Annotated in this window: 12 protein-coding genes; 1 reads left to right on the plus strand and 11 read right to left on the minus strand. The window is 59.1% G+C overall.

From position 1 onward, the window contains the following. Positions 1-2: 2 nt before the first annotated feature. The 8 genes from GOX53_RS03155 to GOX53_RS03190 all read right to left on the minus strand — a co-directional run bounded on the left by GOX53_RS03155 (position 3) and on the right by GOX53_RS03190 (position 7,702). Positions 3-971, minus strand: a complete 969-nt coding sequence (locus GOX53_RS03155; RefSeq protein ID WP_171173556.1) for a type II secretion system F family protein — start codon at positions 969-971, stop codon at positions 3-5. Between the two features lie 10 nt (positions 972-981). After that, on the minus strand, positions 982-2,430 hold the full coding sequence (locus tag GOX53_RS03160; RefSeq protein WP_171173557.1) for a CpaF family protein: 1,449 nt from the start codon (positions 2,428-2,430) through the stop codon (positions 982-984). A gap of 21 nt (positions 2,431-2,451) precedes the next feature. Beyond that, complete coding sequence (locus tag GOX53_RS03165; protein ID WP_171173558.1) at positions 2,452-3,687, minus strand: AAA family ATPase; 1,236 nt, start codon at positions 3,685-3,687, stop codon at positions 2,452-2,454. 196 nt (positions 3,688-3,883) lie between these two features. After that, a complete protein-coding gene (locus tag GOX53_RS03170) occupies positions 3,884-4,513 on the minus strand; it encodes an OmpA family protein (protein WP_171173559.1) in 630 nt (209 codons plus the stop codon). Between the two features lie 17 nt (positions 4,514-4,530). Then, entirely contained in the window at positions 4,531-5,976 is a 1,446-nt protein-coding gene (locus GOX53_RS03175; RefSeq protein WP_171173560.1) for a type II and III secretion system protein family protein, read from the minus strand. 191 nt (positions 5,977-6,167) lie between these two features. Then, positions 6,168-7,031 (minus strand): Flp pilus assembly protein CpaB, encoded by an 864-nt coding sequence (gene cpaB, locus GOX53_RS03180; RefSeq protein WP_171173561.1) that lies wholly within the window; start codon positions 7,029-7,031, stop codon positions 6,168-6,170. 185 nt (positions 7,032-7,216) lie between these two features. Next, the gene (locus GOX53_RS03185) at positions 7,217-7,417 is read right to left on the minus strand and encodes a hypothetical protein (RefSeq protein WP_171173562.1); all 201 of its coding nucleotides are present in this window, start codon (positions 7,415-7,417) and stop codon (positions 7,217-7,219) included. 87 nt (positions 7,418-7,504) lie between these two features. Continuing rightward, entirely contained in the window at positions 7,505-7,702 is a 198-nt protein-coding gene (locus GOX53_RS03190; protein WP_171173563.1) for a hypothetical protein, read from the minus strand. 358 nt (positions 7,703-8,060) lie between these two features. Between GOX53_RS03190 and GOX53_RS03195 the strand changes: the two genes are divergently transcribed. Further along, positions 8,061-8,909, plus strand: a complete 849-nt coding sequence (locus tag GOX53_RS03195; protein ID WP_171173564.1) for a lytic transglycosylase domain-containing protein — start codon at positions 8,061-8,063, stop codon at positions 8,907-8,909. Between the two features lie 49 nt (positions 8,910-8,958). Here the strand turns inward: GOX53_RS03195 and GOX53_RS03200 are convergent, their stop codons facing one another. From GOX53_RS03200 to topA, 3 genes are all read right to left on the minus strand, one after another. Next, positions 8,959-9,585 (minus strand): 3-oxoacid CoA-transferase subunit B, encoded by a 627-nt coding sequence (locus GOX53_RS03200; RefSeq protein ID WP_171173565.1) that lies wholly within the window; start codon positions 9,583-9,585, stop codon positions 8,959-8,961. Beyond that, on the minus strand, positions 9,585-10,289 hold the full coding sequence (locus GOX53_RS03205) for a CoA transferase subunit A (RefSeq protein ID WP_171173566.1): 705 nt from the start codon (positions 10,287-10,289) through the stop codon (positions 9,585-9,587). Before GOX53_RS03205 ends, GOX53_RS03200 begins: the two co-directional genes overlap by 1 nt. Positions 10,290-10,522: 233 nt before the next feature. Beyond that, positions 10,523-13,165: a type I DNA topoisomerase gene (gene topA, locus GOX53_RS03210; RefSeq protein ID WP_171173567.1), complete on the minus strand. Its 2,643-nt coding sequence runs from the start codon at positions 13,163-13,165 to the stop codon at positions 10,523-10,525. Positions 13,166-13,205 lie beyond the last annotated feature (40 nt).

Below are 13,205 nucleotides of genomic sequence, written 5' to 3' on the forward strand. Positions count from 1 at the left end.
CCTCAGACTTTGATGTTGGTCAGGACGCGCATCACGATCAGGTTCAGGGTCAGCATGATGCCGACAAAGAAACAGGCCGGAATGAAATAAGGATGGTCAAGCACGGCGTCATAATAGTTCGGGTCGTTGACCAGGATGAAAAGCAGACAGGCAAGCGGGAAGCCCGACAGGAACTTGCCTGACCACTGTGCCTCGGCGGTGATCGCTTTGACCCGGCGGAACAGACGGAAGCGGGCGCGGATCACCTTTGCCAATCCGGCCAGAACCTCGGCCAGGTTACCACCCGATTGCTGCTGGATCGTAACGGCAACCGCAAGAAAGCGCAGGTCCTGCATGTCCAGACGCTCGGCCATTTCCTTGAGGGCTTCACCGACATCGCGACCATAGGCGCTTTCATCGGAGATGATGCCGAACTCGGTTGCGATCGGGTCCTCGACCTCCTTGGCGACAATCTGGATCGCCGACACGAACGGGTGTCCAACGCGCAACGAGCGGACCATCAGTTCAACAGCGTCCGGCAGTTGCTCTTCGATCATGCCCATACGCTTCTTGGCCTTGTTGTTGACCCACATGTATACGGCGCCGACACCGATTGCGCATGAAATCGCGACACGTATCGGCGTGTCGGCGCTGGTACCGATGCTCAGCCCCACAAAGGCCAGAACGGACAGCAGCCCCATGATCATGATCAACTGGGCCGGGGAGAAGGCGATCGCTGCCTTTTGCGCCTTTTCCGCGAGCAGCGAATAGAGCGGAATGGACTTGGACTTCATGTGCTGCTGCATTTCCTTGCGCAGCTGTTCCAGGACCTGCTCGCGTCCGGCGCCCTTGTCGAGCATGTCCAGACGCCGGTTGACGCGGCTGTTCAGGCTGATCGACTTCCCAAACGCCACCAGATAGATGCCGCCGACCAACGCGTAGACGCCGATAAATATAAGGCCGTAGATAAGCGGTTCGGTGCTGATTTGCATAACACGTGCCTTACATGGTTGTGGGTTCGTAGATCGTCGGCGGCAGATCGAAGCCCCACAGGCGGAAGCGCTCGGAATAGTGGCTGCGCACGCCGGTGGCGGTGAAATGACCGATGATCTTGTTGTCGGGTGTCAGGCCAACGCGTTGAAAACGAAAGATTTCCTGCATCGAGATCACATCGCCTTCCATCCCGGTAATCTCGGTCACCGAGGTCATGCGGCGCGAGCCGTCCTGCAAGCGGCTGGCCTGAACGATCAGGTTCACAGCGGATGAGATCTGGCTGCGCACGGCCTTGATGGGCATTTCGATGCCCGCCATCGCAATCATGTTCTCAAGACGCGAAATCCCGTCGCGGGCCGAGTTGGCGTGGATCGTAGTCATCGACCCGTCGTGGCCCGTGTTCATGGCCTGCAGCATGTCGATCACCTCGGCGCCACGCGTCTCACCCACGATGATGCGGTCGGGGCGCATCCGCAGGGCGTTTTTCAGACAGTCGCGCGGGCTGACTTCGCCTTTTCCTTCCACGTTGGGCGGACGGCTTTCCATCCGGCCCACATGGGTCTGCTGTAGCTGAAGTTCCGCCGTATCCTCGATGGTCAGGATGCGTTCGGCGTTGTCGATAAAGCTCGACAGCGCGTTGAGCGTGGTGGTTTTACCCGAACCAGTACCGCCCGAGACGATAATGTTCAGCCGCGTGGCCACGGCGGCCTGAAGAAAGGCGGCCATCTCCTCGGTGAATGCGCCGAAATTGACCAGATCGTCAATGCCCAGCTTGTCCTTCTTGAATTTCCGAATAGAGACGAGCGAGCCATCAACCGCAATCGGCGGCACCATCGCGTTGAAACGCGAGCCGTCCGCGAGGCGGGCGTCCACATAAGGGTTGGATTCATCGACACGACGGCCCACGGCGGACACGATCTTGTCGATGATCCGCATCAGGTGGCGTTCGTCCTTGAACGTGATGTCGCTGAGTTCCAGCTTGCCGAACCGTTCCACAAAAATCTGCTGCGGGCCGTTGACGAGAATATCGTTGACCGAGTCGTCCCGGAGCAAGGTCTCTAGCGGGCCAAGCCCCGTCACCTCATCGTACAGCTCTTTGTTGAGCTGCGTCCGATCCTCTCGATTGAGGATAACACCGCGCTGCTCGAGAATTTCGCTCGCGATGGAGCTGATCTCGGTGCGCAACTCGGCCTCGGCAGCATGCTCAAGGGCGGCAAGGTTGAGATTTTCCAGCAATTCGCGATGCAGCTCGACCTTGATCTCGCCCAAGCGCTCTTTGCGCTTGCGATCGCGGTCCGCCATCTTCGGCTCGGCCGGGCGCTGCTGCACCGGTTTACGCATCGAGACAGTTGGTTTTGGAGCAGATGCGGCTGCAGCGGCAGCTTCGGCGGCGGCCGCCGCCTTCGCCTTTTCGGCGACTGGCTCAACGGCCGATTGTTTTTTGTAGCGTGAAAACACGTGCTCCCCCTCGGGCTAGAGTTATGCGGCTTCAGCGTCGCTGCTGCCCAGTGCGTGCAGCGACTGGGCGAGCTTTGCAATTTCCCGGCGCAGCGGATTCTTGGGTGCCGAAGACGCCAGGGGAGTTCCGTGATCGGCGCCCTGCAGAACCTGCTTGCCGCCATCCGGCAATTGCAGATCGATGGAAATGCCAAGGCTTTCGCCCATGCGTTTCACCCGGGCCTTGCCGCTCAGGTCGGTAAACTTCGGCGCCCGATTCATCGCAAACCGCAGCTTGTTGAACGGAAGGTCCTCGGCCTGCAGCGCGCGTTTCAGCCGCAGCGCATTCTGCGCCGACCGCATATCCAGCTCGATCAGGGCAAAATAGACATGCGCGGCCTGAAGCACGGTTTCCGACCAGTGCACCAGGGTGTTGGGCATATCGACGACAACATAGTCGAAATGCGCGCGGGCCATGTCGATCACGCGCTGCACATCTTCCGGAGTGATAATATCCAGCGGCACCATGTCGGCCGGCGCCGTGAGAACCTGAAGCTTGTCCTCAAAGCTCAGCAGGCCCTGGCCAAACACCTCTTCGTCCATGGCATCGGTTTCCGACAGCATTTCAAGCACGGCTTCGCGGCGCGGCAGATCCAGATAAGTCGACACCGATCCGTATTGCAGATCCAGATCCAGCAAACAGACACTGGGCGCGTCCTTTTCAGAAACGGTGGCCAGTTCCCAGGCCAGGTTCACGGCCAGTGTGGTCGACCCGACACCGCCTGCCAGTCCCTGAACAACAAATAGGGCGCCCTCTTTCGATTCGCCCGACGCCAACTGTGCCGTATTGTGCTGAACCTGCGGTGCGGGCTCAGGTTTGTTGAGCCGGTCGATCGCTTCCTGCAACTCGTTTTCAGGAAGCGGGTAGGGGACAAATTCGTCCGCCCCTTTGCGCAGCAACTGGTGCAGGGATGCCGGGGTAACATCCTCGGCAATCAGGACGACCTTGATGTTTCGGGATTTTGCCTGGGTGATGATCTCGCTCATCAGAACCAGGTTGTCTTCGTCCTCGCCATCAATGGCAAGCGCAATGAATTCAAGCGTTTCCGCCTCGGGTTGGCCGAAAAAGGCCAGCGCCTCGGCAAAACCGAGATCACCCCATCGTTCCCCCAGGGCTGCTTCCATGTCCTCGATCAGAAGATCGAAATTCTGAACATCCCGGCTGACCGTACAGGCCAGAATGGGGCTCGTTTCAGGGGGCGGCGTAACGCTGCTCATAACCATAATCCTCTTTGCGAAGGCGCGGCGGATTGATTGAACAGCGTTTTCCGTGTTCCAGCCCACCGTTGCCCAGATGCGGTCAATTCTGGCCGCAGGTCACCTAGTGGAGACAACGTCGCTGGGAAGTTGGGCGAGATTTGGGCCGAAAAGAACCAATTGTAGGGAATTGGGCGACGATGCCGCCCAATTCAGTTTATTGTTGTTCTGTTGCGGTCGCACGGCGCTCAGTGCGAATGTCGGTACGGGTTCGCGCACTTTGGACATATTCGCGGTAAATAACCTCGGCATATTTGCCGTCGAGAACAGTGCGATGACGATCAACAAAGCCGGACACTTCCGTCACGGTGCGACGGTTGCGGCGTTCGCGGTCAGATGTCGCGATCAAAGGCCGAGTTTCCCCAAAAGAAACAACGGCTTCGAGGCGGGACCGCGAAATGCCCTGACTTGCAAAGAAGGCAACGACCGCCTGTGCACGGCGCAATCCGAGGCTCTTGTTGTAACCCGTGGAACCCACGGCGTCCGTGTGTCCGTAGACGCGGAAGCGAACCTCGGGGAATTGTCGGATCCAGTCAGCCTGCTGGATCAGGATCTGCTGAGCGGTCGCATCCAGTTGTGCGCTGTCAAACGCGAAGTTGATCTGATTCGGAACCTCGTTGGCGAAACGCTCTCCGAGGATCTGGGCATAACTTAGTTGCCCGTTATGAATCTGGGCGTTGTTCAGCGTCGCGTTGCCGAACGTGCCGGCGTCGATCTGATAACCCGCCTCACGTGAACAGGCGGTGACGGCGACCGTCAAACCCAACGTGACAATCAGTTTTCGCATTGGTCCCATCCTCCCAATCATTCCAGCACGTAGCCGTAAGAGCCGCTGAAATCCTGCTTCGCGATGTCCGAGGCTGCTCCGCTACGCGGCCGCTCGGTGCGAGTTGTGCGTCCGAACAGGAACAAATCGGCTTCACTCGGCGGTTTGACCCGATCCGTGGGCAGGGCAAGCGCCTCTCCCCGAGTCGGAGACACAAGATGTGCCGTAACGATGATCACGAGCTCGGATTGACTGCGCTGATAGTTGGCACTGCGGAACAACGTGCCGAGAACTGGCACGTCACCGAGCCATGGGATCTGAGAATTGCTATCAAGGAAGTCATCCCGGATCAGACCGGCGATGGCAAAGCTCTCTCCGTCCCGCATCTCAACGGTTGTTTGGCTTTCGCGGCGTGTAAATGCCGGAAGCTCCAGACCACCGATCACAATACTGTTTGACGGGTCGATTTCCGAAACGGCCGCTATCAGTTCAAGATTGATCACATCGCCATCGACGACGCGTGGGCGGAATTTCATTTCGACACCGAACGGCTTGAACTCGACCGTGATCGTATTGTCTTCTTGTGCAATCGGGATCGGGAATTCACCACCGGCAAGGAAGCTGGCCTCTTGCCCGGAGAGGGCCGATAGATTCGGTTCAGCCAATGTTCTGACCGCGCCTTTTTGCTCCAGTGCTTCCAGAAGGAGTCTGACTTGCGTGGAACCGACGCCAAATCCAAACAGAATTGCACCGTTGTTATCATTAATGCCGGGAATCGTCCCATCAAAACCGGGTGGCCCTCCGAATGATGATAGCCCCAAAGCGTTATTCAAAGCGCCTGAGCCACTTAAAGTGCCGGTTCCAGCCGTCACGCCAGCGCCAAGGCCGCCAAGGCCCAGAGATGAGCTCAGGGATTTCCGCACGGACCGCTCCATCTCAGCAAAGCGGACTTTCAGCATGACCTGCTGGACGCCGCCAACGCTCATCAGATTCGAAACCCGCTCGGGCGCATAGCGCTCTGCAAGTTCAAGTGCGCGCGCCAAACGAGCTGAGCTGGAAACAATTCCCGACAGCACGATCCCGTCGTTGGCGGTGCGAACCTCGACTTGCTCACCGGGCAAAATCTGGCGCAGACGCTCCTTGAACTCGGTGACATCCGGTGCGACCCGCACCTTGACGTTCGCGATCAGGTTGCCGGTCGCGTCAAACAGGGTCAGCGTCGTCAGGCCAGGCGACTTGCCCAACACGTAGATCGTGCGATCCGACAGGGATGAAATATCCGCAATACCCGCGTTCGCGATGCTGAGCTCGGCGAAAGGCTCATCGCTTTCCACCACAACGGCGCGGTTCATGGGCACTTCCAGCATTTCTGCCACGCCCTTCTTAACCACGCGAAGATTTTGGGCCCAGGCGGACTCGCCGACCGGGCTCAATACAATTGCCAACCCCAGCAGGGTCGGCTTTAGCCAGGAACTGATTTTCATGTGACCTGCCTCTCCGATCACGCCTCGTTTTAGGGTCTTGCGCCCATTCTTGCCGACACTCTGCGCGAGTTCAGGATTTATTGCAAGAATCAATGGTTTCCGGACAGTTCCTTATGTGGGGAATGCGCAACAATAACAAAAATGGGGCCGCGTGATTACGCGGCCCCTCAAGCTTAAGTCTCTGTTTTCAATCAGTTTGTGCAGGGGATTGGAATTTCTGCCACCTCGGCCCCCCGGCGGGTTCGAATCGTGCAGATTTTTTCCTCAGCCTGTTCCGGTGCAGCTTCGATTTCGCCCAAACCCAAGAGTTTCCGTTGGTTTACCTCGACCGCCGACGCGATCGTGTCATCCTCTGCGCCAACCAGAGCGAGAGACAGTCGCCCGGTGTTCTGCGCCTGCGCCAAAGAAGCGATTTGTTCAGGTGTTGCGGCCACGGTCACCGTTCGGGCGATTGTCGTACCCGTCACATCGCCACCGGCAATCTGATCCACGGCAATCAACTGAATGTTGGTCTGAATCAGGCGCGTGATTTCTTTGCTGGCGGTGCCTTCTACGGCATCTCCGATGCCGCCGCCGGTCCAATAGACGTCAATCAAGTCGCCGGGCCGCAGGAAACCGGACACGCCGGAAGCCACGTCAACCCGAATCGCAAAAGCGCGCATTCCGCGCTGCAACCTGGAGGTCAGACCCGCTTCCTCTCCGGGCTTGGTCACCTTGATTGCCATGATGGCTTCGTCTTTTTCCATGGCGCGCAGCACAAATCGGTTGTCGGACTGGTCTTCGGGGAACAGTACGGCGGCATCGGTGAATGCGCCCTCGGGGATCGCGTTTTCTGGCCATTTGACGATGCGCACATCGTCCTTGGTCAGGCGGACGCCGTATCGTAAGGCTTTGTTTGCAACAAAGACATCTGTTGTCGGAACTATCTGAGCACGCGCCTGGCGTTCGCGAGCCAACTCGGCCTGGTAGGCGTTGATGTAGTTCCGCGCCATCATTACCGCGCCGCCTGCAAGAGCAACGCCGACGAGCAGGACAAGGCCAAAAACAACTCGCATTGTTACACCTTTTTTCAGCTTATTTCGGGATGCGGCGTACGTACTGAATACGCCGTCGGTTCAGTAGGCAGGTTAATGGCGAATTGTGTCGAAAAGAGGGACAAGAGCCGCGATATTGTTGCCGATTCTGAGAAAATCAAAGCAAATGACGCGAAGGAGTGTCGCGTACGTCAGCTTGCGCAGCTTCAGTCGAAGGAAACCTTCGGCACCGAGACGCTCGACAGCGCGCTTCCGGTTTTGGCGTCGATACCGTCGACGGGCCCACTCAGATAAGTGTAAACGATTCCGGCAAGACCCACGATCCCAGCCGTAAGAACAACCCAGTCTACGGTGATAGCGCCGCTTTCGTCCGTCCAGAAATTATTCGCATGTTCTTTTTTAGCCATGTCACTCAACCGTTACTGTAAAAGAAGCCACGCCTTTGGTTAAAAGGCGTGGCCCCGTGGTTAACTTGATTGGCAACTAGTTTTTTATTAGTTGCTGAAGTTCGGCGTCAGAACGCTCACTCCGCTCAGCGCGCTTTCCACGCTGCCGGCCAGATCGCTGGCACCCGCACGAACCTGGGTGTAAGCAACTGCGGCCAGAGCAACAACGGCTGCGGTCAGCACGACCCAGTCAACGGTTACTGCGCCGTCTTCGTCTTTGCGGAAGTTCTTGAAGAACTTGATCATGGTAATGTCCCTCCTACAGGATCTAAAAACTCATCTTCCTTACCTCGGCGTCGTCCGGAACCATCTCTCTCTCGTTTGGTACCTGTCCGTCGCGGTATGGATACATGTTTGACGTTCACCCGTGGCAGGAATTGGGCCAAAACGCGAATTTTTCGCTTTGAGCTTAACTTTTTTCTTAGAATTTACGTATCTTACTGATTTTTAAAGGAAAAAAATATGATATCCGCTGGGCCACCGATCGCAACCGATGCAGATTGGTATCAAATGAGGCGAAACTGCCCCAATTCGACAGGTTTTTCTGGCCTTATGGACGGATTTCATTAACAAATTTCTCCAAAACAGAACGTGAGGCGGGCAGATGAACCTCCGGATAGCAGTAATATGCGCTGGCGCGCTGGCGCTGGCCTGCTCTGGTGCAATGGCGACCGAGGCAACCGATCCCTCGGCCAAACCTGTGTTCAAACGGATCAAGGCGCCAAAGCCCGGGACACGCCCGAAAATCACCGTTCAGATCAGCGCCGAGGAACACGCGGCAGCCCCCTATGCCAGAAGCACCGGCAAGGAGCTCGACATACCCGAGATTGCGGCGCTTCCACAGCCGGCCCCCAAGCCCGCCCCGGCGAAACCGGGCAAGTACACCCGGTTTTGGGAGGCGGTCTCACCCGAGTTGACATCCGCCGGAACGCGGCAGTTCGATCAGGCCATGCAAGCCGTTTCGAGCGCGGAGGTTGCCGCGCCCAGATTGCAGGCACTTCAGGACATCGCGCGCGCACAGGGCGTGTCCATTCTGCGCTCGACCATCGGCACCAAGGTGTCGCCCGCGCTGGTGCTGGCCGTCATATCGGTGGAATCGGCCGGGCGCACGGATGCGGTCAGCACGGCCGGGGCTCAGGGTCTGATGCAGCTCATGCCCGCGACCGCCGAACGGTTCGGAGTCGAAGACAGCCTGTCCGCGGATCAGAACATCGCCGGAGGGGTGAAATATCTCGACTGGCTGATGAAAGAGTTCAACAACGACCCGATTCTCGTCCTCGCCGGATACAACGCCGGAGAGGGGGCCGTGCGCAAACACAGCGGCGTGCCGCCTTATTCCGAGACACGAGACTATGTCCCCAAGGTTCTCGCGGCCTTCAAAGTCGCGCGGGCGCTCTGTGCCACGCCGCCGGAGTTGGTTTCGGACGGCTGCGTCTTCACTTCCATTCAATAAGAAAGGCCCGCTCGTTAAGGCGGGCCTTTGCGCTTGTCTCTGGCGAAAATCAGTTGACCACTGTCGCCTGAGTGGCCGCCCGCATCTCGTCTTCGGTGACGCCGTCGGCCAGTTCCACGATCTTCAGACCGCCCTCGACCACATCCAGAACGCCCAGATTGGTGATGATGCGATCCACCACGCCCTTGCCGGTCAGCGGCAGGGTGCATTCCTTCAGCACTTTCGAGTCGCCATGCTTGTTGGTGTGGTCCATCACCACCACCACACGGCCCACACCGGCAACCAGATCCATAGCGCCGCCCATGCCCTTGACCAGCTTGCCGGGGATCATCCAGTTTGCCAGATCGCCGTTTTCGGCCACTTCCATCGCACCCAGAATCGCCGCCGCAATCTTGCCGCCGCGGATCATCGCGAACGAGGTGGCGCTGTCGAAATACGCTGTGCGGGCCAGTTCGGTGATCGTCTGCTTGCCAGCGTTGATCAGATCGGGGTCTTCCTCACCCTCATAAGGGAAAGGGCCCATGCCCAGCATACCGTTCTCGGATTGTAAGGTGATGTCCTTGTCGCCCACATAGTTCGCCACCAGCGTCGGAATACCGATGCCGAGGTTCACATACATGCCGTCTTCCAGTTCGTCCGCCGCACGCGCGGCCATCTGATTGCGGTCCCAAGGCATTATGCTTCCTCCTTCTGACGGGTGGTGCGCTGTTCGATGCGTTTTTCGTGATCGCCCTGAATAATGCGATTCACATAGATGCCTGGCAGGTGGATGTTATCGGGGTCGAGCGAGCCGCGCGGTACGATCTCTTCAACCTCTGCCACGCAGACCTTGCCACAGGTGGCCGCCGGGACATTGAAGTTGCGCGCGGTCTTGCGAAAGATCAGGTTGCCGGTGTCATCCGCCTTCCACGCCTTGACGATGGCGAGGTCGGCAAAGATGCCGTTTTCAAGGATATAGGTCTCGCCATTGAAGTCCTTATGCTCCTTGCCCTCTGCAATCACGGTGCCCACGCCGGTCTTGGTATAAAAGCCCGGAATACCCGCACCACCGGCGCGCATGCGCTCGGCCAGCGTGCCCTGCGGGTTGAACTCCAGCTCCAGCTCGCCGCTCAGATACTGGCGCATGAACTCGGCGTTCTCGCCTACATACGAGCTGATCATCTTTTTCACCTGCCGCGTCTGCAGCAGGATGCCGATGCCGAAATCATCCACGCCCGCGTTGTTGGACGCAAAGGTCAGGTCCTTGGTGCCTGCATCCTTGATCGCGTCGAGCAGCAGTTCGGGAATGCCGCACAGGCCGAAGCCGCCGGCGGCGATGAACATGCCATCGAACAGCAGCCCGTCGAGTGCCTCGGCGGCATTGGCATAGACTTTCTTCATGGAAAACTCCCCCAATGACTTGGTGATTGCGCCGGTTGTGCCGCCACGTCACAGGGAAGTCAATGAAACCAAGGGGGAATGGTATTTCTACTTAAAGCGTTTCGGGAAGCACCTGCCACATCATTGATGGCCAATATCCCGAGCGCGCGAAGCGCGGCAGGCTATTGTCGATTCCAGTTTTCCAGGCACGCAACAATATGAAAAAGCCCGGCGGTATGCCGGGCCTTTCGTGCTCAGTCCGTTGCGGCCTTTTTGGTGGCCTTCTTCTTGGCAGGGGCCTTTTTCCTGGTTCCTCTCTTGGCCGCCTTTTCAGCAATTAGCTGAACGGCCATCTCCATGGTCACATCCGCAGGTTCAATGCCCTTGGGCAGGGTCGCATTGACCTTTTCCCACTTCACATACGGACCATACCGCCCGTCCATCACGTTGACCGGACCGCCGCTTTCGGGATGTTCGCCCAGTTCCCTGAGCGGTTTGGCTGCCGCCCGTCCGCGCCCGCCGGGATTGGCGCGCTTTTCGGCCAGCAGTTCCACGGCGCGGTTCATGCCGATCTCGAACACATCCGCCGGATCCTTGAGATTGGCATAGATGCCCTTCTCTTCATCCGGGGCTTTGTGGTGCAGATACGGTCCGAAGCGCCCGAAATTGGCGGTGATCAACCCGCCATCGGGATGCTGACCGATCTCGCGTGGCAGGCTCAGCAGCACCAGCGCCTTTTCCAGATCCATATCCTCGGCAGACCAGCCGCGCGGCAGGCTGGCGCGCTGGGGCTTCTTGTTGTCCTCGGTGATCTCACCGCGCTGGACATAAGGCCCGAACCGACCCTTCTTCAGGCTGATCTCGTCGCCATTATCCTCGCCCAACACCCGGTCGCCGCTGTCATCGGTATCACCATTGAGAGGCCGGGTGTAACGGCACTCCGGGTAATTGCCGCAGCCAACAAACCCGCCGGTGCGCGAGGTCTTCAGATGCAGCTGTCCGGTGCCGCATTTGGGACAGATACGCGGATCGGACCCGTCTTCGCGCGGCGGATAAAGCTGCGGCGCCAGCGCCTTGTCCAGTTTGTCCAGCACTTCCGAGATGCGCAGCTCGGACGTCTCGCCAATCGCCGCCGAGAAATCGCGCCAGAACCGGCCCAGCAGATCCTTGTAGTCGCGATCCCCGGCGCTGACATCGTCCAGCTGCTCTTCCAGATTGGCGGTGAACTCATAGCCGACATACTGCCGGAAGAAGTTCAGCAGAAAGATGGTGACGATCCGGCCCTTCTCCTCGGGGATCAGCCGGTTCTTGTCCTTGCGCACATACTCGCGGTCCTGAATCGTGGTCACGATCGAGGCATAGGTCGACGGCCGCCCGATCCCCAACTCTTCCATCCGCTTGACCAGCGTCGCCTCGGTATAGCGCGGCGGCGGCTGGGTGTGGTGCTGCAGGGCCAGAACCGCCTCGTTTTCGGACAGGATCGCCTCTTTGCCGATCTTGGCACCTTCGGTCACCTGCACCTCGCCGGTGGCCTTGGTGAACTGATCGGCCAGCGAGGCCTTGGCAAAGACCGCCGGTTCGCCCTGCATGACCTGGGGCAGGCGCCTTTCATCCTCATCGGCCACATCGTCGCGGCCTTCTTCGTAGACGCGCATGAACCCGTCGAACAGCACCACCTGACCGGTGGCGCGCAGGCCCACCTGACCGTCATCGCTGCCGATCTCGACCGTGGTGCGTTCCAGCCGCGCCGCCGCCATCTGGCACGAGATGGTGCGTTTCCAGATCAGATCATAAAGCTTACGCTGATCGTCATCGGTGAGTTTCAGCGTCTTGGCATCGCGCGTCATATCCGTGGGGCGGATACACTCATGGGCTTCCTGCGCGTTCTTGGCCTTGTTCTTGTACATGCGCGGGCTGTCGGGGACATACTCCGCGCCATAGCGATCCTTGATCGCGTCGCGCGCGGCCATCACCGCCTCGGGCGCCATGTCGATGCCGTCGGTCCGCATATAGGTAATGTAACCCGCCTCATAGAGCCGCTGCGCCGCGCTCATGGTCTGGCGCGCGCCCATGCCGAACTTGCGGCTGGCCTCCTGCTGGAGGGTCGATGTCATGAACGGTGCCGAAGGGTTGCGGTTCGCGGGCTTGGCCTCGACCGACTGGATGGACAGCGCGCGGCTGGTGATCGCCTGCACCGCCAGTTCGGCCTGCGTGGCGTTCCGAATGTCCATCTTGTCGAGCTTGTTGCCCGCCAGCTTGACCAGCCGCGCCTCATAGCTCTGGCTGCGTGGGGTTTCGAACAGCGCCTTGATCGACCAGTATTCCACCGGCTTGAACGCCTCGATCTCCATCTCGCGTTCGACGATCAGGCGCAGGCAGACCGATTGCACCCGGCCCGCCGATTTGGCGCCCGGCAGTTTGCGCCACAGCACGGGGCTGAGGTTGAAGCCCACCAGGTAGTCCAGCGCGCGGCGCGCCAGATAGGCCTCGACCAGCGGCATGTCCACCTCGCGCGGGTTCCGCATCGCCTCGGCCACCGCATCCTTGGTGATCGCGTTGAAGGTCACCCGGCTGACGGCGGTGTCCTTCTTGATCGAGCGGCGCTTGGTCAGCGCCTCCTGCAGGTGCCAGCTGATCGCCTCGCCCTCGCGGTCGGGGTCGGTGGCGAGGATCAGGGCGTTGTCGTCCTTGAGCGCGTCGGCGATGGCCTTGACGTGTTTCCGGCTGTCGGTGCCGACCTCCCAGGTCATGGCAAATTGATCGTCGGGATCGACCGATCCGTCCTTGGCCGGAAGGTCGCGTACATGGCCATATGAGGCCAGAACCGTGTAGTCGGGGCCGAGATATTTGTTGATCGTTTTCGCCTTGGCAGGGGATTCTACAACAACTACAGGCATTTAAGAGAAAACCTCATTCGACGGACATGGCGCGTTCTAT

The sequence above is a fragment of the Ruegeria sp. HKCCD8929 genome (genome assembly GCF_013031405.1).
In the GTDB taxonomy this organism is placed as follows: Bacteria; Pseudomonadota; Alphaproteobacteria; order Rhodobacterales; family Rhodobacteraceae; genus Ruegeria.

Excerpts from the sequence above, each read along its gene's own strand:
- GOX53_RS03155 (WP_171173556.1), bottom strand. The coding sequence starts at position 971 with ATGCAAATCAGCACCGAACCGCTTATCTACGGCCTTATATTTATCGGC.
- GOX53_RS03175 (WP_171173560.1), bottom strand. The coding sequence starts at position 5,976 with ATGAAAATCAGTTCCTGGCTAAAGCCGACCCTGCTGGGGTTGGCAATT.
- GOX53_RS03190 (WP_171173563.1), bottom strand. The coding sequence starts at position 7,702 with ATGATCAAGTTCTTCAAGAACTTCCGCAAAGACGAAGACGGCGCAGTA.
- topA (WP_171173567.1), bottom strand. The coding sequence starts at position 13,165 with ATGCCTGTAGTTGTTGTAGAATCCCCTGCCAAGGCGAAAACGATCAAC.
- GOX53_RS03170 (WP_171173559.1), bottom strand. The coding sequence starts at position 4,513 with ATGCGAAAACTGATTGTCACGTTGGGTTTGACGGTCGCCGTCACCGCC.
- GOX53_RS03165 (WP_171173558.1), bottom strand. The coding sequence starts at position 3,687 with ATGAGCAGCGTTACGCCGCCCCCTGAAACGAGCCCCATTCTGGCCTGT.
- GOX53_RS03205 (WP_171173566.1), bottom strand. The coding sequence starts at position 10,289 with ATGAAGAAAGTCTATGCCAATGCCGCCGAGGCACTCGACGGGCTGCTG.
- cpaB (WP_171173561.1), bottom strand. The coding sequence starts at position 7,031 with ATGCGAGTTGTTTTTGGCCTTGTCCTGCTCGTCGGCGTTGCTCTTGCA.
- GOX53_RS03195 (WP_171173564.1), top strand. The coding sequence starts at position 8,061 with ATGAACCTCCGGATAGCAGTAATATGCGCTGGCGCGCTGGCGCTGGCC.
- GOX53_RS03200 (WP_171173565.1), bottom strand. The coding sequence starts at position 9,585 with ATGCCTTGGGACCGCAATCAGATGGCCGCGCGTGCGGCGGACGAACTG.
- GOX53_RS03185 (WP_171173562.1), bottom strand. The coding sequence starts at position 7,417 with ATGGCTAAAAAAGAACATGCGAATAATTTCTGGACGGACGAAAGCGGC.